The sequence below is a fragment of the Novosphingobium sp. YAF33 genome, from assembly GCF_052113265.1.
Classification (GTDB): domain Bacteria; phylum Pseudomonadota; class Alphaproteobacteria; order Sphingomonadales; family Sphingomonadaceae; genus Novosphingobium.
Genome location: NZ_JBFRCW010000011.1, coordinates 18,562 through 40,199 on the forward strand (window position 1 = coordinate 18,562; position 21,638 = coordinate 40,199).

Below are 21,638 nucleotides of genomic sequence, written 5' to 3' on the forward strand. Positions count from 1 at the left end.
GTGGCTTTTGACGCTATTCGGACCCGACGGCATCCGCGATCGTGGCGAAGCCGTCGCGCTTCATCAGCGCCTCCAGCCCTTTGCAGAGCGCCCTGGCCATGCCCGGTCCCTCATAGACCATGGCGCTGTAGACCTGCACCAGGCTGGCGCCCGCGCGAATGCGGGCCCAGGCGTCTTCCGCCGTGGCGATGCCACCCACGCCGACCAGCGGCACGGCGCCGCCCGTGGCCTTGCGGAAGTCCCGCAGGCGCTGCTGGGCCAGATCGCGCAGCGGCGCGCCCGAAAGCCCCCCCGTCTCGCCGCGGTGGGGCGAGTGCAGGGTCGGCCGCGAAATCGTGGTGTTGGAGACGATCAGCGCGCCCAGGCGCTTGTCGACGGCGATGCGGGCAATCGCGTCGATATCGGCCGGTTCGAGGTCCGGCGCGACTTTGAGGAAGACCGGCGGGCCGTCCTCGCCGCAGACCTCGCCGCGGGCTTCGAGCACGGCATCGAGCAGCCCGGTCAGCGCCGATTCGTCCTGGAGCGCGCGCAGGCCGGGCGTGTTCGGGCTGGAGATGTTCACGGCCAGATATGTCGCCAGCGGCGCCATGAGTCGGGCCATCGTCGCATAGTCGGCGATGCGGTCGGTCGCGTCCTTGTTGGCGCCGATGTTGATGCCGACGACGCCGGGACGATCCCGGCGCGCCGTCAGGCCTTCCAGCGCCACTTGCGCGCCGCGGTTGTTGAAGCCCATGCGGTTGATCACCGCGCGGTCCTCCACCAGGCGGAACAGGCGCGGCTTGGGATTGCCCGCCTGCGGCAGCGGCGTGATCGAGCCGACTTCCGCGAAACCGAAGCCCAGGCCCAGCAGCGCGTCAGGCACTTCGCCGTCCTTGTCGAAGCCGGCCRCCATGCCAACGGGGTTGGGGAAAGCGATTCCCGCGACTTGCGTGGAGAGCGAGGCGGGGAATGCCGGCGCACGAGTCTTGCCCGCCATTTTCAGCGCCTTGAGCGCAAGGCCATGCGCCGATTCGGCGTCGAGACGGAACAGGGCGGGTCTGATCAGGGAGTAAAGCACGGGTGCCGCATAAACGGCTCGGCGCTGTTGCTCAAATGCTTCTTATCCTGCGTGACGTTCGCAAAATCGGTTTTCCGGCGTCACCGCCAGAGCACGCATGTCGCAATTATACAATAAATCGCCGAGGGCCCGGCATACAGGAGAGTTGCGACCCGAAGGGCTCGTAGCGGGATGCGCACGAGTTCTTTATTACCTTACGGCGGTTCCCGATCCTGATCGGGGACCGCCTTTTTTCTTTGGATTCCCCCATTCGCCGGCGCGAACTCTCTCCAAAAGCGAGAAATTTGCAACAGCCCGATCGCTTTTGTCGCACAAATCCTGTGCGAAACTCCATTGAAACCGGAGGGGTCCTGCACTAGGTGGCACAAATCGGAAAGATTTGATCCACTTTAACCGCAGAGACGTGAAAGCCGCAGATATGCGCCTGTCCAGCATGGCCGACTACGCCGTTGTCATCATGTCCGCCGCGACTCGGCATTCGGGCACTTGCGCGCATCACCCCCAGGATTCGCGGATGAGCCGCATCTCGGCAGGCCAGCTTGCCGAAGACACCGGCCTTCCTGCTCCCACGGTTCAGAAGCTGGTGAGCAAACTGACCGCTGCGGGGTTGCTGCAATCGACCCGCGGCGTTGGCGGCGGGCTGAAACTGGCCCGCGCACCCGAAACGATTTCGATTGCGGATATCGTGGAGGCAGTGGAAGGGCCGATCGCGCTCACCGCCTGCCTCGAACAGGGCAAGCACGAATGTACGCTGGAAGGCGGATGCAGCGTGCGCCCGCACTGGCCGCAAGTGAATGCGGCACTGCGCGGCGCATTGGCGCAAGTGGTCCTGACCCAGCTCGTCGAGGAAGTATGAATGACTGACGAAACCTCCCCCGAGGGCACCATCGAGGTGCGCGAAGTCCATGGGGACAACCGCCGCGATGGCGAGGCCCGCGACGTAGAAGTGCGCGATCAGGCCGCGCGCGAGGCTGCGGCCCGCGTGGCCGATTACGAGCACGGCTGGGTTGCCGACATCGAGCAGGAATATGGCCCCAAGGGCCTGTCCGAGGATACCATCCGCTTCATCTCGGCCAAGAAGGACGAGCCGGAGTGGATGCTCGACTGGCGCCTCAAGGCCTATGCCCGCTGGCTGGAGATGACTCCGCCGGACTGGGCCAAGCTGAACGTGCCGCCGATCGACTACCAGGAAGCCTACTACTGGGCCGCGCCCAAGAAGAAGCCTTCGCTCTCCAGCCTGGACGAAGTCGATCCCGAGATCCTCAAGGTCTACGAGAAGCTGGGCATCCCGCTGGAGGAGCAGAAAGTGCTCGCCGGCGTCGAAGGCGCGCGCAAGGTGGCCGTGGACGCGGTGTTCGATTCGGTTTCCGTCGCCACCACCTTCCGTAAGGAACTGGAGCAGGCGGGCGTGATCTTCCGCTCGATCTCCGAAGCGATCCGCGAATATCCCGAGCTGGTGAAGAAGTGGCTGGGCAGGGTCGTGCCCGTGCAGGACAACTACTTCGCGGCGCTGAACTGCGCGGTCTTTTCCGACGGCACCTTCGTCTACATTCCCGAAGGCGTGCGCTGCCCGATGGAACTGAGCACCTATTTCCGCATCAATGCGGAGAACACCGGCCAGTTCGAACGGACCCTGATCATCGCCGAGAAGGGCAGCTACGTTTCCTACCTCGAAGGCTGCACCGCGCCGATGCGCGATGAAAACCAGCTTCACGCGGCGGTGGTGGAACTGGTCGCGCTGGAAGATGCCGAGATCAAGTACTCGACCGTGCAGAACTGGTACCCCGGCAATGCCGAGGGCAAGGGCGGCATCTACAATTTCGTGACCAAGCGCGGCCTCTGCCAGGGTGCGCGCTCGAAGATCTCGTGGACGCAGGTGGAAACCGGCTCCGCCATCACCTGGAAGTATCCCAGCTGCGTCCTCAATGGCGAGGATTCGGTGGGCGAGTTCTACTCGGTGGCCGTCACCAACAATTACCAGCAGGCCGATACCGGCACCAAGATGATCCACAACGGCAAGGGCAGCCGCTCGACGATCATCTCCAAGGGCATTTCGGCCGGCAAGAGCAACAACACCTATCGCGGCCTCGTGCGCGTGGCCGCCAATGCCGAGGGCGTGCGCAACTTCACCCAGTGCGATTCGCTGCTGCTGGGCAAGGAATGCGGCGCTCACACCGTGCCCTATATCGAAGTGCGCAACCCCAGCGCCCAGATCGAGCACGAGGCGACCACCAGCAAGATCAGCGACGACCAGCTGTTCTACGCCATGCAGCGCGGGCTCGACACCGAGCAGGCGGTGGCGCTGATCGTCAACGGCTTCGCCAAGGAAGTGCTCCAGCAACTGCCGATGGAGTTCGCCGTCGAAGCGCAGAAGCTGCTGGGCATCTCGCTGGAAGGTTCGGTGGGTTGATGTTGACGCCTAGCGATACAGCAAGGCGCATCAACTCCCCTCTCCTTCAGGGGAGGGGCCGGGGGTGGGGGCTATCCGTCACCCGCAACGCCGAGATCGCACAATTCGCCCGCGAAATGCGCAATGAGCCGACCGAACCGGAAAAGCGCTTATGGCGCGCCCTGTCGCGCTCGCAGCTAGGCGGCTTCAAGTTCCGTCGGCAGGCGCCAATCGGCCCGTTCATTGCGGATTTTCTCTGCCCGCAGAAAGCGCTGGTCGTGGAAGTCGACGGCGAGACGCACGATTCCGAATGCGACCGCAAGCGTGACGCGGCGCTCGCCGGGATGGGGTTCGCCACCATCCACGTCACCAACACCGAGGTGATGCGCAATATGGAAGGGGTTCTGACCGTGATCCTGAATGCTCTGCACGAAGCGTCGGATCGTTGGGCTACCCCCCACCCCAACCCCTCCCCTGAAGAGGAGGGGCTTTCTGGTACTTCTTTCATCCAAGGACTTAATCCATGACCGCCGCCCGCAAGACCCTTGGCATCAGCAAGGACGCCGCGCCGAAGGCCGACGCCAAGGCCAGCTTCAACGTGACCGGCGCACGCCTGGAAACGCTCAAGGAGCGGGCCAAGGAACAGCGCCGCAACCCCAGCGAGGCGCAGAAGGCGCTCTGGGCAGAGCTGGTCGGCTCGAAGCTGGGCGGCGTGAAGTTCATTCGCCAGTCGGTGGTCGGCTCGGCCATCGTCGACTTCGCCTGCCCTTCGCGCTGGATCGTCGTGCAGCTCAGCGCCGACGATTCCAACCCGGACGTCAACGAATTGCAGGACCGCAAGCTCACCGAAGTGGGCATCCGCGTGCTGCGCTTCTCCGAGGACGAAGTGCTGGACCGCGTGGACAGCGTCGTTCGCGAGATCACCACCGAACTCAACGTGCCTTTCGACAAGCGCTCCGCGCGCCGGAAGGCCGGAACCACTGCCACTCCCCGTTTTGACGAGGGCCGCTTCGACGAGGGCTCCGAAGGATGACCATGCTCAAGATCGATAACCTTCAGGCCAATGTTGCCGGAGCCAACGTAAACCGGCCGATCCTCAAGGGTCTCTCGCTGACGATCAATCCAGGCGAGATTCACGCGATCATGGGCCCGAACGGCGCGGGCAAGTCCACCCTGGGCTACACGCTCGGCGGCCGCCCCGGCTATGAAGTGACCGGCGGTTCGGTGGATTTCCTGGGGCAGGACCTGCTTGAACTGGAACCGCACGAGCGCGCCGCCGCCGGCCTGTTCCTGGGCTTCCAGTACCCGGTCGAGATCCCCGGCGTGTCCTTCGTCCAGTTCCTGCGCGAATCCGCCAATGCCCAGCGCAAGAGCCGCGGCGAGGAAGTGCTTTCGGGCGGCGAGTTCCTGAAGCTGGCACGCGAAAAGGCGGGCCTGCTGCGCATGGACATGGACATGCTGAAGCGCCCGGTGAACGTGGGCTTCTCCGGCGGCGAGAAGAAGCGCGCCGAGATGGTGCAGATGGGTATCCTCGACCCGCGCCTGGCGATCCTGGACGAGACCGACTCCGGCCTCGACATCGACGCCCTGCGCATCTGCGGCGAGGGCATCAATGCGATCATGCGCGCGCCCGACAAGGCCGTGCTGCTCATCACCCACTACCAGCGCCTGCTGGACTACGTGAAGCCGGACTTCGTCCACGTCCTGGCCGACGGCCGCATCGTCAAGACCGGCGGCGCGGACCTCGCGCTCCGGCTTGAGGAAGAAGGCTACGAAGCCGTGGTGCAAGAGGCGGCCGCATGAGCGAAGTCGCTGCTCTCCCGACGCGGAAGCACGAAGACTTCCGCTATTCCGACATCGACGCGCTGGCCGGCATCTGGCCGATCGCGCGCGAGAGCATCGTCGTGGCGGACGGCGCCGAGGATTCGCTCCAGATCGTCGAGGACGGCGCAGAAGCCGTCGCCCGGCACCTGGTGATCTCGCTGGGCAAAGGCGCGAAGTTCGATCTTCGCGTGCTTTCGGCCGGCCCGGTCTATGGCCGCATCGCCGTCGACGTGCGGCTGGCCGAAGGCGCGGACTTCACTCTGGGCGCGGCGCAGCTTGCCACCGGCAGCGAGACGCTGGAAGTGGTCACCGAAGTCACGCACGCCGGGCTGAACGCCACGTCCAGCCAGATCGTGCGGACGGCGCTGGCCGGCCATTCCGTCGGCACTTACCTCGGCCGCATCGCCGTGGAGCGCGGGGCCGACGGCACCGATGCCGAACAGTCGGTCCGCGCCATGCTGCTGGACCGCACGGCCACCGCCAATGCCCGGCCGGAGCTGGAAATCTACGCCGACGACGTCAAGGCGGCGCATGGCTGCGCGGTGGGCGAACTTGATGCCGGCGGCCTGTTCTACCTGATGAGCCGCGGCCTTACCCCGCCCGAAGCGAAGCGGCTGATGCTCCAGGCCTTCATCGCCGAAGCCTTCACCGGCGCGCCCGGCGAGGCGGAACTGAGCGCGGCGGCCATCGCCCGGCTGGAGCAGATCCTGTGAGCGATGTCGTGCGCGAAGCCGGAGACGTGCTGGCCGTGAAGGGCGAATTCCCGGGGCTGGCCTCGGCGGATGGCGCCGCCGACTGGCACTATCTCGACACTGCCGCCACCGCGCAGAAGCCGCAGGCGGTGATCGACGCCACGGTCAATGCGCTGGGCCGCGACTACGCGACCGTGCATCGGGGCGTCTATGCCCGATCGGCCGAGATGACCCTGGCCTTCGAGGCCGCCCGCCGCACCGTCGCGGAATTTCTCGGCGGCCGGGAGGACGAGATCGTCTTCACCCGCGGCGCCACCGAGGCGATCAACCTGGTGGCCCAGACATGGGGCGTGCAGAACCTCAAGGCGGGGGACCGCATCCTCGTCTCCGTGCTCGAACACCACTCCAACATCGTGCCGTGGCAGCTTCTGCGCGACCGTACCGGCGTGGAAATCGACGTCTGCCCGCTGACCGCCGACGGCAGCATCGATCTCGAAGCCGCCGAACGCATCCTGACGCCGGCTCACAAGCTGGTGGCCTTCGCGCATGTTTCCAACGTGCTCGGCTCGGTGCTTCACGTGGAACATGCCGCGCGCCTGGCCCATGCCGTGGGCGCGAAGCTGCTGGTCGACGGCTGCCAGGCCGCCCCGCGCATCGCACTCGACATGAAGGCGATGCAGGCTGACTTCTACGTCTTTTCGGCCCACAAGCTCTATGGTCCCACCGGGATCGGCGCGCTCTGGGCGCGCAAGGAAATCCTCGACGGCATGCCCCCGTGGCAAGGCGGCGGGTCGATGATCGACCGCGTGACCTTCGAGAAGACCACTTACGCCCCCGCGCCGCAGCGCTTCGAGGCCGGCACCCCGATGATCGTCGAGGCTATCGGCCTGGCGGCCGCCATCGACTGGCTCCGCGCCTTCGGTCTGGACCGGGCGGAAGCCCATGAACGCCACCTCGCCGCCAAGCTGCGCGAGGAACTCGGCAAGCGCAACGACGTCACCCTGTTCGGCCCGGCCGATTCGGTGGGCATCGTCAGTTTTGCGCTCGACGGGGTGCATCCGCACGACCTCGGCACCATATTGGACGAAGAGGGCGTTGCGATCCGGGCCGGCCATCATTGCGCACAACCGCTGATGGACCACCTGGGCGTACCCGCCACGGCCCGCGCAAGCTTCGGCCTCTACAGTGACGACAGCGACATCGAGGCGCTCATGAAGGGTATCGAGCGCACCCGGAGAATTTTTGGATGAGTGACGACACTTCCGCTTCTGGCCCCGGCTTCACCGTCGAGGAAGTCGATTCGGTGACCCCCGCGCCGCGTGCGCGCGTGGAGGATGCGCCCGATCAGCAGGTTCCTGGCGAACAGGGCGCTCCCGAGCGCCGGCGCGACTATCTGGACGGTTTCCTTGCCGAAAAGCCGCAGGGCATCGACCCCGGCCAGCCCGGCGGCGCGATCTACGACGGCGTCATCGATGCGCTGAAGGAAATCTTCGACCCGGAAATCCCGGTGAACATCTACGATCTCGGCCTGATCTACGGCGTCGACGTCTCGCCCGAATCCTCGGTCGCGGTAACGATGACGCTGACCACCCCGCATTGCCCGGTGGCCGAATCGATGCCCGGCGAAGTGGAGATGCGCGTGGCCGCCGTGCCCGGCGTGCGCGATGCAGAGGTCAATCTCGTCTGGGATCCGCCGTGGGACATGGCCAAGATGTCGGATGAGGCGAAGCTCGAACTGGGCATGCTCTGATGAGCTCGCCTGCCCCCACCGTCACCGTGCGCCCTGTTTCTGTCAGGCTGGCCGATTATGCCGACGCGGCCGATGCCGCGCGCGTGGTCACGCTGCTCGACAGTTATGCGCGCGATCCGATGGGTGGGGGCAAGCCGCTTTCCGAAGACGTGCGCGCGCGGCTGGTCTCCGGCCTTGCCGCCCATCCCGGCGCGTTCTCGCTACTCGCCTTCGAGAGTGACGAGGGAGCCGAAGGTCGGCCGCTGGGCCTTGCCAACTGCATCACCGGCTTCTCGACGTTTGCGGCCCGGCCGCTGGTGAACATCCATGACATGGCCGTGCTGCCCGAAGCGCGCGGCAAGGGTGTGGGACGCGCGCTGATGCTGGCCGTCGAGGAAGAGGCCCGCGCCCGCGGCGCCTGCAAGATCACTCTCGAAGTGCTGAGCGGCAATGCGACCGCCAAGGGCCTCTACGCCTCGCTCGGCTACGGAGACTACGCGCTGGACCCGGAAGCGGGCACGGCGCTGTTCTGGGACAAGAAGCTATGACCACGACCACTTCTGCGAATCCTGGCGTAAAGCCGGCGCGCCAGCGCCCGGCCGCCGTGATCCTCACCGCCAATGCCGAAGCCCGCATCGCCAGGCTGATGGGCGAGGCGCCGGAAGGCACGATCGGCGTGCGTCTTTCCACCCCGCGCCGCGGTTGTTCGGGCCTGGCCTATTCGGTCGACTACGTCAGCGAGGAAAAGCCCTTCGACGAGAAGATCGAGACGCCCGGCGGCATCTTCTACATCGACGGTGCCTCGGTGCTCTACCTGATCGGCTCGATCATGGACTGGAAGGAAGACGACTTCACCGCCGGTTTCGTGTTTGAGAATCCCAATGCCAAGGGTTCCTGCGGCTGCGGTGAGAGCTTCACGGTCTGAAGCCCCGCTTCCGGGAGAGCGTCTCCCGGAAATTCCCTACTTGCGGAGCGCCGCGATGCAGGCGGCGCGATCGACATCCTGCCCGTCGGAAACCCGCCGCGCATCGATATAGGATGCGCGCGGCTCCTTCGTGGCGGCGGAAGGGTAGAGATAGACGTCCAGCAGGCACGCCTTCCCGGTGAACTGCAGCTTGCGGGCATCGCCTTCCCAGACGTTGAGCCGCGGCTCCCCGAACATCCGCACGAGCTGGCTCTCGCTCGATCCGATCACCCCTTCGGCACCGGGAATCGCCTGGAAACTGGGGTCCCGCGCAGTATGGGTCGGCTGGCGCACATTGGGAATCTGCGTGCCCCGCTTGGGCGGATGCTGCGCCGTGGCCACGCCGCCGGACGTGCTGGCGCACCCTGCCAGCAGCACGGCAAGCCCCGCCGCGGCAACAACGCCCCGCAAGTGGGCGGTGGCGCATCGCAGGCGGGTGGGAGCGATCATCGGAATGGCGTGAAGCGCCGAACGGTCTTGGGTCATGACATCTCACCGCATTGCGCGGGCCAGTGGTGCTGTCAACTCTCGCCGCGCTTGCGAAGCGGCGGCCCGCGCGCTACTCGCGACACAACCTCCAGACAATCCAAGGACTCCTTTTCGCATGGCTCAACCCACCGTGCCGCCCACTTTCGACGTGATTGCCATCGGCAATGCCATCATCGACGTGATCGCCAACTGCAGCGACGCGCTGATCGACGAGCTTGGTCTCTCGCGCGGCGGCATGATGCTGATCGACGCCGATCAGGCAGAAAGCCTCTACGAAGCCATGGGCCCGGCCCGCGAGATTTCCGGCGGTTCGGCGGCCAACACCCTGGCCGGCCTGGCCGCGCTCGGTGCGAAGTGCGCCTTCATCGGCCAGGTCGCGGAAGACCAGCTGGGCGACGTCTTCACCCATGACATCCGCGCCGGCGGCATCGCCTTCGACGTGCCCGCCCGCCCCGGCAACCCGCCGACGGCCCGCTGCCTGATCTTCGTGACGCCGGACGGCCAGCGCACGATGAACACCTTCCTCGGCGCCTCGCACTACCTGCCCGCCGAAGCGCTGGACGAAAGCGCCGTCGCCAATGCGGCCGTGCTCTATCTCGAAGGCTATCTCTGGGATCCCGAGGAACCGCGCGCCGCGATGCGCAAGGCCGTCGAGGCCGCCCGCGGGGCCGGTCGCAAGATCGCCTTCACGCCTTCGGAATGCTTCGTGATCGACCGTCACCGCGCCGATTTCCTCGACCTGATCGACACCGGCAAGATAGACGTGCTGTTCTGCAACGAGCACGAGATGGCCGCCCTTGTCGGTCATGACGATTTCGAAAAGGGCGTCGCCCAGCTCGCTCCGAAGATCCCCGTGCTTGTCGTCACGCGCGGTGCCGAGGGCGCTGTCGCGATCTCGGGCGACCAGCGCGCCGAAGTCGGCGCGGAGCCGATCGAGCGCGTGGTGGACACCACCGGCGCCGGCGACCTCTTCGCGGCCGGCTTCCTGTTCGGCCATGTGCGCGGCAAGAGCCTGGAAGAATGCCTGCAGTACGGCGCGATCTGCGCCTGCGAGATCATCTCGCACTACGGCGCGCGTCCCGAAGCGGACCTCCAGGCGCTGATTTCCGAACGCGTCGGCTGATCGCTTCGGCTTCGGCTGGAAAAAGGGGCTCCATTCGCAGGAATGGGGCCCTTTTTGCATGGCGTTGACGCCGGCCTCTCCGCAGGACAGGTTGGTCCACCGTCCTCAACCGGAGCGCCCATGGCCCAGCACGATCCCGCACTGATCGACTTCGAGGCGAGTTGCCTGCCCGAATATGGCCAGTCCTATCCGATCGAGGTCGCCGTGGCGCGCATCGACGGGGAAAGCCGCTCCTGGCTGATCAAGCCCCCGCCCCGCTGGCAGACCTGGGACTGGTCCGAAGAAGCGGAATCGCTCCACGGCATCAGCCGCGCCATGCTGGCATGCGACGGACTGCCGCCCGCGCAAGTCTTCGCGGAGATGGTGGCGTTCGTCGGTACGTGCGAGGTCTATTCCGATGCCGACCTCGATGGCTTCTGGCTGGAAGTGCTGTGTGAGGAACTGGACGAAAAGCTGCCGTTCCCGATCCGCTTCCTGGGCGAATGGATGGCCGCGCGCGGCCTTACCCGAGAGCAGGTCGACGCCGCGCTGGAGGAAGCCAGGCGGCGCCTGCCCAAGGCCCACCACGCGCGCGAGGATGCCAAACGGCTCGCGCTGGTCGTTCGCCTGTTGATCGAGGAACAGCCCGCATGAATCTTCGCGAAGCCCTGCTGGTGCGCATCCACGTTCCGGTTTCGCCGGAGACCTTTCGCGCCATGCTGGCAGGCGACGTCGCCGCCGGCGAGCGCGACCCGGTCCTGGCCGCGATCCTGGCGGTCGTCCGCGCCGACAATCCGCTCGGCGATTTCGGCCTCTACAAGGGAGTCGCCGAGATCGGCCTGGGGTGGGAGAGCTTCCAGCCCGGGCCGGACGCAAGACCGGCGCTGGGCGAAGCGGCCATGACCAGCCTCTCCCCCACCGTGATCCTGTCCCTCCACGCGCCCTGCAGCGAGGAAGACCCGGAATTCCTGGAGGCGATGGACCGCATCATGGCGGCCCACCCCTGGGAAATCCCGGTGATCGAAATCGCACCGACCTGGCTGGCCGAGCGCGGTCAGTAAGTATCCGCTTGCGGCATCGCGCCGTCCCGCCCCGCCGGTTCCGACAGGGCCTGGCCCTGGGGCGCCAAAGGCTGGGTGCTGGGCTGGGCACCGGGCTGGGCTGACTGGAACCGCGCGAGGCACTCGGCCTTGCGCTGCTCGCGGGCGTCGGAATAGCTTTGCGCCGTCTGCCCCGGCAAGGCGCAGTCGCGCTCGGGCCGGATCGGCACCTTGGCCCGGCAGCCTTCCTCGGTGGCGAACAGGTTGTCGGCACAATCGGCCAGTGCCGAGACATCGGCATCGTGCTGCGCGCGGCAACTCGCCGTCCAGCGCTGCTTGTAGGAAAGCTCCGCGAAGTTCAGGCAGTCCTGATACTCCTGCTGAGCCGCTTCCTGTCGGCGCGACTGCTCGGCCTGCTCGCGCTGCTGCGCCTTGGCCACGGCGTCTTCCTGCTTCTGCCGGGCTTCCTGCTCGGCAGCCACACGCGCCTCCTGGCGGGACGCCTGACCGGGCAGGAACACCCCGTAGTAATAGCCGACGCCGGTGCCGGCGAACACCGCCGCCACCGCCAGCGCCACCTTCAGGATCGAATCCGCCTTACTGGTCATGGGCCTTCTCGCGCGCCACTTCGCGCCAGCCGATGTCCCGGCGGCAGAAGCCGGTCGGAAAATCGAGCGCATCCACGGCCGCATAGGCCCGGCCCTGCGCCTCGGTGACCGACGCGCCCCGCGCCGTCACGTTGAGCACGCGGCCACCGCTGGAGACCAGCACGCCGTCCTTCACGTCGGTGCCGGCGTGGAACACCTTGGCGCCATCCGCCTCGGCCGCCGCGATGCCGCCGATCGCGCCGCCCTTCTCGGGCGTGCCGGGATAGCCGTTCGCGGCCATCACGACGGTCAGCGCCGTGTCGCGGCTGAAGCGCGGCGCCGCGATCGCGGCAAGGCGGTTGTCGGCGCAGGCATGGAGCAGTTCGACGAGATCCGATTCGAGGCGCAGCATCATCACCTGGCACTCGGGATCGCCGAAGCGGCAGTTGTATTCGATCAGCTTGGGGCCTTCGCGGGTCAGCATCACGCCCAGGAACAGCACGCCGGAATAAGGCGTGCCTTCGTTTTCCAGCGTCCGCACGGTCGGCGCGATGATGCGTTCCAGCACTTCGGCTTCCAGCATCGGCGTCAGCACCGGCGCCGGGCTATAGGCGCCCATGCCGCCGGTGTTGGGGCCGGTGTCGCCGTCGCCCACGCGCTTGTGGTCCTGCGCGGAGGCGAAGGGGACGATGGTGGAACCGTCGGTCAGGGCGAAGAAGCTGGCTTCCTCGCCTTCCATGAATTCCTCGATCACGGCTTCGGCGCCGGCCTCTCCGAAGCGGCCCGAGAAGATCTCGCGCACGGCTTCCTCGGCTTCGGCCATGGTCATCGCCACGGTCACGCCCTTGCCAGCGGCCAGGCCGTCGGCCTTGATCACCACCGGCGCCCCGAATTTCGCCAGCGCGGCCATCGCGTCCGCTTCGTTGGCGACGCGGTCGTAACCGGCGGTGGGAATGCCCGCGYGTTCGCACAGGTCCTTGGTGAAGCCCTTGGAGCCTTCGAGCTGGGCCGCCGCCTGGCTCGGTCCGAACACCGAGAAACCCTCGCCGCGCAGGGAATCGGCAAGGCCGTCGACCAGCGGGGCCTCGGGGCCGATGACGATCAGGCCGACCACGTTGCTCTCGCAAAAGGCGATGACGGCCGCGTGATCGGTGACATCCAGCGAAATGCAGCTTGCGACCTCGGCAATGCCCGGGTTACCCGGCGCGGCCCAGAGGGTCTCGCAGAGCGGGGATTGCGCCAGCTTCCAGGCCAGCGCATGTTCGCGGCCGCCAGAGCCCAGAAGAAGGATGTTCATTAGCCGTGCCTTTCGATGACGACGAATTCGATGATGGTCGTTCGGGTGGGCTGGTAGCGAAGCAAGCGGCCGGGGACAACGCTGCGCCGCTCTCGATCAGCGAGATTTCGAACCTTTTAAAGCGCACCGTGGAAGACCGCTTCGGCTTCGTGCGCCTGCGCGGAGAGCTTTCGGGCGTGAAGCGGGCGGCCTCGGGCCACCTCTACTGCGCGCTCAAGGACGACAAGGCGGTGATCGACGGCGTCATGTGGCGCGGCGGCGCGCAGCGGCTGGCCTTCCGCCCCGAAGACGGCATCGAGGTGATCGCCACCGGCAAGCTCACCACTTATCCCGGCCGCTCCAAATACCAGGTCGTCATCGAGACCATGGAGATCGCCGGCGAAGGCGCGTTGCTGGCGCTGCTGGAAAAGCTGCGCGCCCGCCTTGCCGCCGAGGGGCTGTTCGCGCCCGAACGCAAGCGTGAGCTGCCCTTCCTGCCGCGCGTGATCGGCGTGGTGACTTCCCCCACCGGCGCCGTGATTCGCGACATTCTCCACCGCCTGGACGACCGCTTCCCCAGCCACGTCCTGGTCTGGCCGGTCCTCGTGCAGGGCGAGGGCTCGGCGCAGCAGGTGGCCAATGCCGTGCGCGGTTTCTCCGCGATCCGGCCCGGCGGCCCGGTGCCGCGTCCCGATCTGGTGATCGTGGCGCGCGGTGGCGGTTCGATCGAGGACTTGTGGTCGTTCAACGAGGAAGTCGTGGTCCGGGCCGTGGCGGAATCGTCTATTCCCGTGATTTCGGCGGTCGGGCACGAAACCGACACCACGCTTTGCGACTATGCCGCCGACCGCCGGGCGCCCACGCCCACTGCGGCCGCCGAAATGGCCGTGCCGGTGCGGCTGGAACTGGCCGCCACGCTGGACGAACTGGCCTATCGCAAGCGCCGCTGCGCTCTGCGCCCGGTCACGCTCGGCCGCGAACGACTGGAAGCGCGGGTGCAGCGCCTCCCCCGGCCCGAGGCCATTCTCGCGGCCAAGGCGCAGAAGCTGGACGAACTTTCCGAACGCCTGCGCCGCGGCCTGCGCGATGAAGCGGCGGCCAAGCGCGAACAGCTGGGCCGCACCGCCTCCCGCCTGTCACTGCCGCTGCTGCGTCACCGGGTGGAGCGCTGCGACGAGCGGCTGACGCGCGTCGGCCTGACCGCGCGCCTGCTGACTCGCCGCTGGACTCTGGCGCGCGACAGTCTGGCACCGGTTTCCCGCGTGCTGCCGCAGCTCGACCCGAAGCGCCCGCTGGAGCGGGGCTATGTCCTTGCCAAGGGGCCGGACGGCCGCGCGCTGACCAGTCGCCAAGCGGCGGCGCGAGAATCGCTGCTGACGTTGGAATTCCGGGACGGCGAACTGACGGTCGCCGTCGGCACCGAAGCGCCGGTCCAGGCCGCCACGACGCCTGGAACCTTCGCCGAACCGGCACCTGAAACACCGGCGTCCAGGCGCCCGGCACGACCGAAGGCGGGCGAGCCGAGGCAAGGCGATTTGTTTTGAACCGCCGGCTCTGCTAGGATTTCGCCCATGCTTATGTCTTCTGCCGACCGCCCCGCCAAGCTCGCCTACGGACCCAATGGTTTCCGGGTGCTGAGCGGCGGACACTTCGTGCTCTGCGCCGTCACCGGCGAGAAGATTCCGCTGGAGGAACTCCGCTACTGGAGCGCCGAGTTCCAGGAGCCTTACGCCAGCGCCGAAATCGCGACCAAGCGTCTCACCGCCAAGGCATGAAGGCCCGCAAGGCCTCAAGGGCATCGCTGATCCCGGCCTCGCTGGTTCTCGGCGGCCTGGCGGCTGCCGGTGCAATGCTGGCGTGGAGCGGCCTCGCGGCCCAATCCACGGCGCCGGTGGCGCCTGCGGCTGTCCCGGGCACCCTGACTTATAACGGGGAACTCACTCAGGGCGGCTGGGTCCGCGGCAAAGTGCCTGCCGGCACGAGCGCTCTGGCGCTGGGCGGCCAGCCGGTGCAGATCGCGCCGGACGGCAACTGGTTCGCCGCCTTCGACCGCGATGCCGGCACCATCGCCACGCTGACGGCCACGCTGGCCAGCGGCCGCCGCATCACGCAGCCGATTTCCGTCTCGCCGCGCGCCTGGCAGATCGAGAACGTCAATATCGCCCGCAAGCCAGGCGGCCCGACCGAAGCCTTCATGGCCCTGCGTCGGCCCGAACTGGACCGCATCAATGCCGCGCGGGCGATGAAGACCGACGCCCAGGGCTGGCGCCAACATTTCATCTGGCCCGCCAAGGGCCGCATTTCCGGCCGTTTCGGATCGCAGCGCGTCTATCGGGGCGAGCCCGGTGCCTATCACTCGGGTCTCGACATCGCCACCGGCACCAGCGGCACGCCTTTCGTTGCCCCGGCCGACGGTGTGGTGATTCTGGCCGCCGAGAAGCCGTTCACGCTCGAAGGCAACCTGCTGATGCTGGACCATGGCATGGGCCTCAACAGCGCTTTCCTGCATTGCTCCGAGATCCTGGTGAAGCCGGGCGAACACGTCCGCCAGGGCCAGGTGATCGGCAAGATCGGCATGTCCGGCCGGGCCACCGGACCGCATCTGCACTGGTCGATCAAATGGAACGAGGCGCGGCTGGACCCGATCCTCTTCACCGGCCCCCAGACCTGAACCGATGGGATTGCGCCGATAATATCGGCAATTCCGCAGGGCTGCAGCGAAAGCGGGTTGCAGCCTTCGCCGGAATGCTTATCCCGCCCTTGTGCGCCGCACCATTGCCCTCCTCGTCCTGCTGTCCCTGCTGCCGCTGACCTGGGGGCATGCGCCGCAGCACAAGAAATTCAAGACATTCGAACTGTCGTTCGAGCAGCTACCCCTGCCTGCAGCCCGGCGCGCCGACCCGCGTCTGGGATCGTTCAAGCTGGAGGAAGTCTGGCAGGCGCATAGCCGCACCCACTCCTTCGGCAGCTATTCCGCGCTGCTGCTGCGGCCCGGCGGCATCATGCTGGCGCTCAGCGATTCGGGCGGATTTCTGGAGTTCAGGGCACCCGGGCAGTCGCAGGCGGAAAGCCGCATGGGCGACCTGCCCCTCTCCAAGGATGCGGACAAGGCCGCGCGCGATGTCGAATCAGCCACGCAGGACGAAACCGGCATGATCTGGCTCGGCCTGGAGGGGCGCAACGCCGTCTACCGGATGAATCCGGACTACGAGATCGAACGCCGCGCCAGCCCGCCGGTCATGGCGGACTGGGGAGTCAATTCCGGTCCCGAAGCGCTCACGCGCCTTCATGACGGGCGATTCGTGCTGCTGCGCGAAGGGTATGTCGGCTGGAGCGATCACCTGCACCAGGCCGCCCTGTTCGGCGGAGATCCCACTCTGAACCCGAACGGGCAGGGCTTCACGCTCGATTCGCCTGCGGGCTTCAGCCCCACCGACATGGCGCAAATGCCGGACGGCCGGTTGCTGATCCTGATGCGGCGCCTGATCTGGCCGATGCCGCAACGATTCGCCGGCCGAATCGCGATCGGCGATCCGGCGGACATCCACCCGGGCGGCACCTGGAAAGTCACCGAGGTTGCGCGGCTCTCGTCCGACCTGCCCATCGACAACTTCGAAGGCATCGCAATCGCCCCGCAGGAGAGCGGCAAGCTGACCGTCTGGCTGATCTCGGACGACAACTTCTCCCCGCTCCAGCGCACGCTGGTGTGGAAGATGAGCGTCGACCCAGCCAAACTGCCTTAAGCCCAGCCGGACTGCCATAGGCATAGTCTCGACCGAACCGGTATTCGCTGCCGCGCGGAAACGGCTTCCGCCTGCTCTTGAGACAACAGGAACCGAGCCCCGCCTTCAGCGGCGCGGCGGATTCATGGAATTCAAGAGGAATGGGCGCGCTCCCAAACCGGGAAACCGATCCCGGCCGGGCATGCGAAAAGGCGCGCAAGTCAAGCTTGCACGCCTTTTTGCGAAACCGTGTTCTTCACGCTCCCCGTAGGGAGCGGGAGAATCAGGCGGCCTGCTGCTTCTTCAGCTCGCGCTTCACCTTGACGGCGCGCGCGCTCAGCTTCGTGTCCGAAGTCTTCAGCAGCCAGTTGTCGAGGCCACCGTTGTGCTCGACCGAACGCAGGCCGTGGGTCGAGACGCGGAACTTGAAGCTGCGCTCAAGACCGTCCGACAGCAGCGTGACGTTCTGAAGGTTGGGAAGGAAGACGCGCTTGGTCTTGTTGTTGGCGTGGCTGACGTTGCAGCCGACCTGGCGGCCCTTGCCGGTCAGTTCGCAGATGCGGGACATGTCTACTCTCGCTCGAAAAAGTCTGTGGCCGTAAATACGGGAAGGCGCGCCCTTAGCGATTCCCCGGGTGAAGGTCAAGTTGCGCACAGCTTTTTGAAGGTCTAGCGCATGGCCATGACCCGCTGGCCCCTGCCCGAATACATGGAACTCGCCCTGGCGCAAGCCCGGGAAGCCGCCGATTCCGGCGAAGTGCCGATTGGCGCGGTCGTCGTGAAGGACGGAAACGTCATCGCCACCGGCCGCAACGGTCCGCGCGAGCGCCACGACCCCACCAGCCACGCCGAAATCGAGGCGATTCGCGCCGCGGCGCTGATTCTCGGCAATGAGAGACTGGAGGGATGCGAGCTATGGGTGACGCTGGAACCCTGCGCCATGTGCGCGGGCGCCATCGTCCACGCGCGAATCGCCCGGCTCTACTATGCCGCTTCCGATCCCAAGGGCGGCGCGGTGGAGCACGGCGCGCGCGTGTTCGAGCACGACCAGTGCCTGCACAAGCCGGAAGTCTATCCGGGAATCGGCGAATCGGAGGCCGCGGAGATGCTCCGCAGCTTCTTCCGGGCGAAACGGTGACCGGCGACTAGCTGAAAATGCTCTGGTCGTCCGGCGCGATGCCGCCCTTGCGGGCGAACCAGGCGCGGGCATCGCTGCGGAACAGGAAGGCCACAGCGGCGACCTGAAGCACGGTGATGACCAGCGCGAAAGCCATGTTCCCTATCCCGCGTTCGGCAAGGACCGGGACCATGGGGATCGTCACGAACATGCCCAGCACCGTCATCACCGTGAGTATCCACCTGGCTGCGTTTCCTGCCCTGCGGGAAATGAAGAACCACAGCGCCAGCATCAGCGCAAAGCTGAAGACCTGAATGCCCACGATGAAGCCCATTCCCAGCCCCGAGCGTGCCAGCCTGGGATCGGCAAGCGTGTCCTGCATCGACAGGACGGCATTCACCCCCGCCAACGCCAGGGAGCCGAGAAAGAATCGATCGAATTGAATGATGGAATTCGGACGCAAGGCGGTGTCCCCCGTTTCCCCTCCCCCCTTTTGGGCGGGGTCGAGGGAGCATGACGGCCTGCACTCCCGTTCGCAACCGCTTCTAAAGCGGTGAGAAATCCAGCCCGATATCGGCCGCCGGGGCGCTCTGGGTGAGGCGGCCGACGGAAACGTACGTCACGCCCGAAGCGGCGATGGCGCCGATCGTGGAGAGATTGACGCCGCCCGAGGCTTCGGTCGGCACACGGCCTGCGACGATGGCCACGGCCTCGCGCAGGGTATCCGGCACCATGTTGTCGAGCAGGAGGTGATGCGCGCCCGCGGCGATGGCGGGTTCGATCTGGTCGAGATGGTCCACCTCGCAGATGATCTGCGCCACGCCCGCCGCCTTGGCGCGCGCCACCGCCGGGCCGACGCCGCCCGCCACCAGAACATGGTTGTCCTTGATCATGGCCGCGTCCCACAGCCCCATGCGGTGATTGCGCGCGCCACCCATGCGGGTCGCGTACTTTTCGAGGTGGCGCAGGCCGGGAATGGTCTTGCGCGTGTCGAGCAGCGTCGCGTGCCCTTCCATGGCATCCACATAAGCCCGGGTCATCGTTGCGATGCCGGAGAGGTGCTGGACAGTGTTGAGAGCGGAACGCTCGCCGGTCAGCATGGCGCGGGCATTGCCGGTGAGGCGCATAAGCTTGGCGCCGGGTTCGACCGGGGCGCCTTCCTCGACGAGAATCTCGATCTCCATCGCGGGATCGAGAGTGCGGAAGAAGGCCTCGGCAAGGGGCAGGCCGGCGACGGTGATGGCATCGCGCGAATCCATCACGCCGGAGAACCTGGCCCCGGCTTCGATCACGCTTTCCGAGGTAACGTCACGCCCGCCACCCGGAAGCCCCACGCCGAGGTCCTCGGCAAGCGTTGCATCGACGAAGGCGGCAAGGTCGAAACCCGGGATCGCGAATGTGCTCATGCCCGCGTCTTTCGCGCGTCGTGACGGGGTTGTCGAGTATGGAAGAGAGGATTCGCGCAGAGACGCAGAGGAACAGCGCTTGCGGCGAAGCCCGCCTTTCTCCTGAGCCTCGCCCCGAAGGCGCGGCAGCGGAAAAAGGGCTGCGCCGCAGACTACCCTCTCCGCATCTCAGCGCGAATGGAGAATGCGGAAAAGCCCGGGGGCCTTTCCGCATTCTCGGAATCAATGAACGAAGCGCGCGATCACGTCGCGGTAGGATCGGCTGACCTTAACCTGCGCGCCCGAATCGAGCACCAGGAAGCATTCGCCATTGGTATGCGGCTTGACCTGGCGGACCTGGTTGAGGTTGACGATGGTCGAGCGGTGGACGCGCTGGAACACGCGGGGGTCAAGGCGGCGCTCCAGGTCCTTCATCGTTTCGCGCAGGATCAGCGAATTGTCGGCGGTGCGGATGCACATGTAGTCGCCGGCGGCTTCGATATGCTCGATCGAATCGACATCGATGCGGAAGATCTGGCCGCGATCCTTGATGTTGATGAGCTTTTCGTAGCGGTCCGCGTTGGGGTCGCTTTCCTCCGGGATGTGCTCGATCGCGTCGGGGGCCACTTCGGCCAGCACCGTCTTGAGCTTCTCCGCCTCGTCCGACGAACGCTTCTCGGCCAGGCGCTGGCGCACGCGGGCAAGCGTATCGTCGAGCTTGGTCTCGTCCACCGGCTTCATCAGGTAGTTGACGGCATTGGCCTCGAAGGCGCGGACCGCGTGCTCCTGATAGGCGGTGACGAAGACGAAGAGCGGCGGCTCGATCTCCATCACGCCCTTGACCACCGAGAAGCCGTCGAAACCGGGCATCTGGATGTCGAGGAAGACGAGATCGGGCTTTTCGGTCTTGATCTTGCGGATGGCCTCGCGGCCGTTCGAGCAGGTATCGATGATCTCGACATCCGGATACTTCTCCAGACGAAGCTGAAGGCCCTGGATGGCGAGTTTCTCGTCGTCGACGAGGATCGTGCGAATGGTCATCAGTTATTGTCTCCGGCCCGGCTAACGCACGTGGGCCAAATATGTTTCATCGCGCGGCGAAAACAGGCTGCCGCGGCTGCTCGTGCATGTCTTCCGGGGTGGGTTGGCGTTCGGCGGGAAGTTCGATGAGTACGGCGAATCCGCCTTCGATCGGCTCGATCGTCTCGAATCGATGATGCTCGCCATAAGCCTGAGAAAGACGGTCGCGGATATTTGCCAGGCCAACGCCAGTGGAGACCGGCTCCCCTCCATCGTAAGTCATGCCCGACAACCTGTTGTCCGTCGTCGGACTTTGCAAGCCCGGCCCGGTGTCCGAGACGGTGATGCGAAGCATCGGCCCGACGAGTTGCGTGACGATCGTGATCTCAGCCCCGGATTCCTGCGGTGTCACGGCATATTTGATCGAGTTTTCGACCAGAGGCTGAAGCAGCAGCGAGGGCAGGAGACAGGTCTCTGTTTCCGGGTCGATGTTGAAGGTGGTGCGCAGCCTCTCCTCGAATCGCATCAGTTCGATATCGAGATAGAGCTTCAGCGTTTCCACCTCGAGCGCCACCGTGACCTGGGCGGACGGCTTGTTGATCAGGGTGTAGCGCAAGAATGAGGACAGCCGGCTGAGCATGGCATTGGCCGGCTCGGTCTGTTTCAGCAGGACCAACGTGGAAATCGAGTTCAGCGTGTTGAACAGGAAATGGGGATTCAACTGGTAGCGCAGCATGGCGAGCTGCGCCTGCGTCGCCTGATTCTCCAGCCGGATCATCTGGTCGTTCTGTTCCTCCACCTGGAGGTAGAAATTGATGGCGTAGTAAAGCGCCGACCAGGCGCCGAGCAGCGTGGCGTCCAGATAGAAGACGCCGATGAACAGCTGCGCGAAGCTGGAATCGCTGTCCGTGCGGTAAAGCGAGATCACCCAGGCATCGATGAAGGCATGGAGGCCCACCGCGAACGGCAGGATCATAGCCGTCAGGCCCCAGGTCACCAGGGCGCGACGGGTGATCAGCGCGCGATAGACGACGGACAGCACCAGCGAGATCGAAAAGCCGGTAACGGTCGCGATCAGCACCAGCACCAGATAGGACAGGGGCTGGGCATTGGCGATCGTGGACATGGCGCGAAGCAGCATCGCGCCGCCCCAGCCTACGAACTGCAGGCGCCAGAAGGCCTTGTCCTTGTTGGCGAAGAAAGGAATGGGCTGGATCGGCAGGACGCTCATTCTCGCTTCCTAGC

Annotated in this window: 27 protein-coding genes; 18 read left to right on the forward strand and 9 right to left on the reverse strand. The window is 66.1% G+C overall.

Going from position 1 to position 21,638, the window contains the following annotated elements; translation table 11 throughout:
• Positions 1–13: 13 nt before the first annotated feature.
• Positions 14–1,057, reverse strand: coding sequence for a quinone-dependent dihydroorotate dehydrogenase (locus AB4Z00_RS20355; RefSeq protein WP_442047016.1), 1,044 nt, complete (start codon positions 1,055–1,057; stop codon positions 14–16).
• A 418-nt stretch (positions 1,058–1,475) separates the two neighbouring features.
• On the opposite strand from AB4Z00_RS20355, the gene AB4Z00_RS20360 reads away from it, so the two are divergent.
• Genes AB4Z00_RS20360 through AB4Z00_RS20405 form a run of 10 tightly spaced genes read left to right on the forward strand, consistent with a single transcriptional unit; the run spans position 1,476 to position 8,616 of the window.
• Complete coding sequence (locus AB4Z00_RS20360; protein ID WP_132269998.1) at positions 1,476–1,913, forward strand: RrF2 family transcriptional regulator; 438 nt, start codon at positions 1,476–1,478, stop codon at positions 1,911–1,913.
• A complete protein-coding gene (gene sufB / locus AB4Z00_RS20365; protein WP_243841080.1) occupies positions 1,914–3,467 on the forward strand; it encodes a Fe-S cluster assembly protein SufB in 1,554 nt (517 codons plus the stop codon).
• Positions 3,467–3,973 carry an endonuclease domain-containing protein gene (locus AB4Z00_RS20370; protein ID WP_442047017.1) on the forward strand — a complete coding sequence of 169 codons (507 nt, stop codon included), beginning with the start codon at positions 3,467–3,469 and terminating at the stop codon, positions 3,971–3,973. Before sufB ends, AB4Z00_RS20370 begins: the two co-directional genes overlap by 1 nt.
• The gene (locus AB4Z00_RS20375; RefSeq protein ID WP_442047018.1) at positions 3,970–4,479 is read left to right on the forward strand and encodes an endonuclease domain-containing protein; all 510 of its coding nucleotides are present in this window, start codon (positions 3,970–3,972) and stop codon (positions 4,477–4,479) included. Before AB4Z00_RS20370 ends, AB4Z00_RS20375 begins: the two co-directional genes overlap by 4 nt.
• A 2-nt stretch (positions 4,480–4,481) precedes the next feature.
• Positions 4,482–5,249, forward strand: coding sequence for a Fe-S cluster assembly ATPase SufC (sufC, locus tag AB4Z00_RS20380; RefSeq protein WP_132269965.1), 768 nt, complete (start codon positions 4,482–4,484; stop codon positions 5,247–5,249).
• Positions 5,246–5,983 (forward strand): SufD family Fe-S cluster assembly protein, encoded by a 738-nt coding sequence (locus tag AB4Z00_RS20385; RefSeq protein ID WP_442047019.1) that lies wholly within the window; start codon positions 5,246–5,248, stop codon positions 5,981–5,983. The genes sufC and AB4Z00_RS20385 overlap by 4 nt, the downstream gene beginning before the upstream one ends.
• A gap of 26 nt (positions 5,984–6,009) precedes the next feature.
• On the forward strand, positions 6,010–7,212 hold the full coding sequence (locus AB4Z00_RS20390; RefSeq protein WP_442047082.1) for an aminotransferase class V-fold PLP-dependent enzyme: 1,203 nt from the start codon (positions 6,010–6,012) through the stop codon (positions 7,210–7,212).
• Complete coding sequence (locus tag AB4Z00_RS20395) at positions 7,209–7,712, forward strand: SUF system Fe-S cluster assembly protein (protein ID WP_431568031.1); 504 nt, start codon at positions 7,209–7,211, stop codon at positions 7,710–7,712. Before AB4Z00_RS20390 ends, AB4Z00_RS20395 begins: the two co-directional genes overlap by 4 nt.
• Positions 7,712–8,239: a GNAT family N-acetyltransferase gene (locus AB4Z00_RS20400; RefSeq protein ID WP_134094865.1), complete on the forward strand. Its 528-nt coding sequence runs from the start codon at positions 7,712–7,714 to the stop codon at positions 8,237–8,239. The genes AB4Z00_RS20395 and AB4Z00_RS20400 overlap by 1 nt, the downstream gene beginning before the upstream one ends.
• Positions 8,236–8,616 carry an iron-sulfur cluster assembly accessory protein gene (locus AB4Z00_RS20405; protein WP_314467900.1) on the forward strand — a complete coding sequence of 127 codons (381 nt, stop codon included), beginning with the start codon at positions 8,236–8,238 and terminating at the stop codon, positions 8,614–8,616. The genes AB4Z00_RS20400 and AB4Z00_RS20405 overlap by 4 nt, the downstream gene beginning before the upstream one ends.
• 36 nt (positions 8,617–8,652) lie before the next feature.
• On the opposite strand, the gene AB4Z00_RS20410 is transcribed toward AB4Z00_RS20405, so the two are convergent.
• Positions 8,653–9,141, reverse strand: coding sequence for a hypothetical protein (locus tag AB4Z00_RS20410; protein ID WP_431568034.1), 489 nt, complete (start codon positions 9,139–9,141; stop codon positions 8,653–8,655).
• Positions 9,142–9,259: 118 nt separating this feature from the next.
• Here AB4Z00_RS20410 and AB4Z00_RS20415 point away from each other — a divergent pair, with 118 nt between their 5' ends.
• From AB4Z00_RS20415 to AB4Z00_RS20425, 3 genes are all read left to right on the forward strand, one after another.
• Positions 9,260–10,267: an adenosine kinase gene (locus AB4Z00_RS20415; RefSeq protein WP_442047020.1), complete on the forward strand. Its 1,008-nt coding sequence runs from the start codon at positions 9,260–9,262 to the stop codon at positions 10,265–10,267.
• Positions 10,268–10,387: 120 nt separating this feature from the next.
• Complete coding sequence (locus tag AB4Z00_RS20420) at positions 10,388–10,900, forward strand: 3'-5' exonuclease (protein ID WP_442047021.1); 513 nt, start codon at positions 10,388–10,390, stop codon at positions 10,898–10,900.
• Positions 10,897–11,307, forward strand: coding sequence for a hypothetical protein (locus AB4Z00_RS20425; RefSeq protein ID WP_134094862.1), 411 nt, complete (start codon positions 10,897–10,899; stop codon positions 11,305–11,307). Before AB4Z00_RS20420 ends, AB4Z00_RS20425 begins: the two co-directional genes overlap by 4 nt.
• On the opposite strand, the gene AB4Z00_RS20430 is transcribed toward AB4Z00_RS20425, so the two are convergent.
• Positions 11,301–11,894: a hypothetical protein gene (locus AB4Z00_RS20430; RefSeq protein WP_442047022.1), complete on the reverse strand. Its 594-nt coding sequence runs from the start codon at positions 11,892–11,894 to the stop codon at positions 11,301–11,303. The two genes, AB4Z00_RS20425 and AB4Z00_RS20430, sit on opposite strands and share 7 nt — an antisense overlap.
• Complete coding sequence (gene purD, locus AB4Z00_RS20435; RefSeq protein ID WP_442047023.1) at positions 11,884–13,170, reverse strand: phosphoribosylamine--glycine ligase; 1,287 nt, start codon at positions 13,168–13,170, stop codon at positions 11,884–11,886. Before purD ends, AB4Z00_RS20430 begins: the two co-directional genes overlap by 11 nt.
• A gap of 5 nt (positions 13,171–13,175) precedes the next feature.
• Between purD and xseA the strand changes: the two genes are divergently transcribed.
• From xseA to AB4Z00_RS20455, 4 genes are all read left to right on the forward strand, one after another.
• Positions 13,176–14,693, forward strand: a complete 1,518-nt coding sequence (gene xseA / locus AB4Z00_RS20440) for an exodeoxyribonuclease VII large subunit (RefSeq protein WP_442047024.1) — start codon at positions 13,176–13,178, stop codon at positions 14,691–14,693.
• A 27-nt stretch (positions 14,694–14,720) separates the two neighbouring features.
• Positions 14,721–14,924 (forward strand): DUF2093 domain-containing protein, encoded by a 204-nt coding sequence (locus AB4Z00_RS20445; RefSeq protein ID WP_132269946.1) that lies wholly within the window; start codon positions 14,721–14,723, stop codon positions 14,922–14,924.
• Positions 14,921–15,820 (forward strand): M23 family metallopeptidase, encoded by a 900-nt coding sequence (locus AB4Z00_RS20450; RefSeq protein ID WP_442047025.1) that lies wholly within the window; start codon positions 14,921–14,923, stop codon positions 15,818–15,820. Before AB4Z00_RS20445 ends, AB4Z00_RS20450 begins: the two co-directional genes overlap by 4 nt.
• A gap of 91 nt (positions 15,821–15,911) precedes the next feature.
• Positions 15,912–16,892 carry an esterase-like activity of phytase family protein gene (locus tag AB4Z00_RS20455; protein ID WP_134094859.1) on the forward strand — a complete coding sequence of 327 codons (981 nt, stop codon included), beginning with the start codon at positions 15,912–15,914 and terminating at the stop codon, positions 16,890–16,892.
• A gap of 262 nt (positions 16,893–17,154) precedes the next feature.
• Here AB4Z00_RS20455 and rpmB read toward each other — a convergent pair whose 3' ends face one another.
• Positions 17,155–17,439, reverse strand: coding sequence for a 50S ribosomal protein L28 (gene rpmB, locus AB4Z00_RS20460; protein WP_132269943.1), 285 nt, complete (start codon positions 17,437–17,439; stop codon positions 17,155–17,157).
• 114 nt (positions 17,440–17,553) lie between these two features.
• Between rpmB and AB4Z00_RS20465 the strand changes: the two genes are divergently transcribed.
• Positions 17,554–18,009, forward strand: a complete 456-nt coding sequence (locus tag AB4Z00_RS20465; RefSeq protein ID WP_442047026.1) for a nucleoside deaminase — start codon at positions 17,554–17,556, stop codon at positions 18,007–18,009.
• 7 nt (positions 18,010–18,016) lie between these two features.
• On the opposite strand, the gene AB4Z00_RS20470 is transcribed toward AB4Z00_RS20465, so the two are convergent.
• The 4 genes from AB4Z00_RS20470 to AB4Z00_RS20485 form a co-directional block, all read right to left on the reverse strand.
• On the reverse strand, positions 18,017–18,388 hold the full coding sequence (locus AB4Z00_RS20470; protein WP_442047027.1) for a hypothetical protein: 372 nt from the start codon (positions 18,386–18,388) through the stop codon (positions 18,017–18,019).
• A 145-nt stretch (positions 18,389–18,533) separates the two neighbouring features.
• Positions 18,534–19,394: a carboxylating nicotinate-nucleotide diphosphorylase gene (gene nadC / locus AB4Z00_RS20475; protein ID WP_442047028.1), complete on the reverse strand. Its 861-nt coding sequence runs from the start codon at positions 19,392–19,394 to the stop codon at positions 18,534–18,536.
• A gap of 222 nt (positions 19,395–19,616) precedes the next feature.
• Complete coding sequence (locus AB4Z00_RS20480; protein ID WP_132269936.1) at positions 19,617–20,414, reverse strand: LytR/AlgR family response regulator transcription factor; 798 nt, start codon at positions 20,412–20,414, stop codon at positions 19,617–19,619.
• Positions 20,415–20,460: 46 nt separating this feature from the next.
• Positions 20,461–21,624 carry a sensor histidine kinase gene (locus AB4Z00_RS20485; RefSeq protein WP_132269935.1) on the reverse strand — a complete coding sequence of 388 codons (1,164 nt, stop codon included), beginning with the start codon at positions 21,622–21,624 and terminating at the stop codon, positions 20,461–20,463.
• Between the last annotated feature and the right edge of the window lie 14 nt (positions 21,625–21,638).

Bases quoted from the DNA above. Each gene is read 5' to 3' on its own strand.
- AB4Z00_RS20425 (WP_134094862.1), top strand. From the start codon at position 10,897: ATGAATCTTCGCGAAGCCCTGCTGGTGCGCATCCACGTTCCGGTTTCG.
- AB4Z00_RS20450 (WP_442047025.1), top strand. From the start codon at position 14,921: ATGAAGGCCCGCAAGGCCTCAAGGGCATCGCTGATCCCGGCCTCGCTG.
- AB4Z00_RS20485 (WP_132269935.1), bottom strand. From the start codon at position 21,624: ATGAGCGTCCTGCCGATCCAGCCCATTCCTTTCTTCGCCAACAAGGAC.
- AB4Z00_RS20385 (WP_442047019.1), top strand. From the start codon at position 5,246: ATGAGCGAAGTCGCTGCTCTCCCGACGCGGAAGCACGAAGACTTCCGC.
- rpmB (WP_132269943.1), bottom strand. From the start codon at position 17,439: ATGTCCCGCATCTGCGAACTGACCGGCAAGGGCCGCCAGGTCGGCTGC.
- AB4Z00_RS20405 (WP_314467900.1), top strand. From the start codon at position 8,236: ATGACCACGACCACTTCTGCGAATCCTGGCGTAAAGCCGGCGCGCCAG.
- AB4Z00_RS20410 (WP_431568034.1), bottom strand. From the start codon at position 9,141: ATGACCCAAGACCGTTCGGCGCTTCACGCCATTCCGATGATCGCTCCC.
- AB4Z00_RS20420 (WP_442047021.1), top strand. From the start codon at position 10,388: ATGGCCCAGCACGATCCCGCACTGATCGACTTCGAGGCGAGTTGCCTG.
- AB4Z00_RS20415 (WP_442047020.1), top strand. From the start codon at position 9,260: ATGGCTCAACCCACCGTGCCGCCCACTTTCGACGTGATTGCCATCGGC.
- AB4Z00_RS20360 (WP_132269998.1), top strand. From the start codon at position 1,476: ATGCGCCTGTCCAGCATGGCCGACTACGCCGTTGTCATCATGTCCGCC.
- nadC (WP_442047028.1), bottom strand. From the start codon at position 19,394: ATGAGCACATTCGCGATCCCGGGTTTCGACCTTGCCGCCTTCGTCGAT.
- AB4Z00_RS20465 (WP_442047026.1), top strand. From the start codon at position 17,554: ATGACCCGCTGGCCCCTGCCCGAATACATGGAACTCGCCCTGGCGCAA.
- AB4Z00_RS20400 (WP_134094865.1), top strand. From the start codon at position 7,712: ATGAGCTCGCCTGCCCCCACCGTCACCGTGCGCCCTGTTTCTGTCAGG.
- AB4Z00_RS20430 (WP_442047022.1), bottom strand. From the start codon at position 11,894: ATGACCAGTAAGGCGGATTCGATCCTGAAGGTGGCGCTGGCGGTGGCG.
- AB4Z00_RS20370 (WP_442047017.1), top strand. From the start codon at position 3,467: ATGTTGACGCCTAGCGATACAGCAAGGCGCATCAACTCCCCTCTCCTT.
- sufC (WP_132269965.1), top strand. From the start codon at position 4,482: ATGCTCAAGATCGATAACCTTCAGGCCAATGTTGCCGGAGCCAACGTA.
- sufB (WP_243841080.1), top strand. From the start codon at position 1,914: ATGACTGACGAAACCTCCCCCGAGGGCACCATCGAGGTGCGCGAAGTC.
- AB4Z00_RS20375 (WP_442047018.1), top strand. From the start codon at position 3,970: ATGACCGCCGCCCGCAAGACCCTTGGCATCAGCAAGGACGCCGCGCCG.
- AB4Z00_RS20395 (WP_431568031.1), top strand. From the start codon at position 7,209: ATGAGTGACGACACTTCCGCTTCTGGCCCCGGCTTCACCGTCGAGGAA.
- AB4Z00_RS20445 (WP_132269946.1), top strand. From the start codon at position 14,721: ATGCTTATGTCTTCTGCCGACCGCCCCGCCAAGCTCGCCTACGGACCC.
- AB4Z00_RS20480 (WP_132269936.1), bottom strand. From the start codon at position 20,414: ATGACCATTCGCACGATCCTCGTCGACGACGAGAAACTCGCCATCCAG.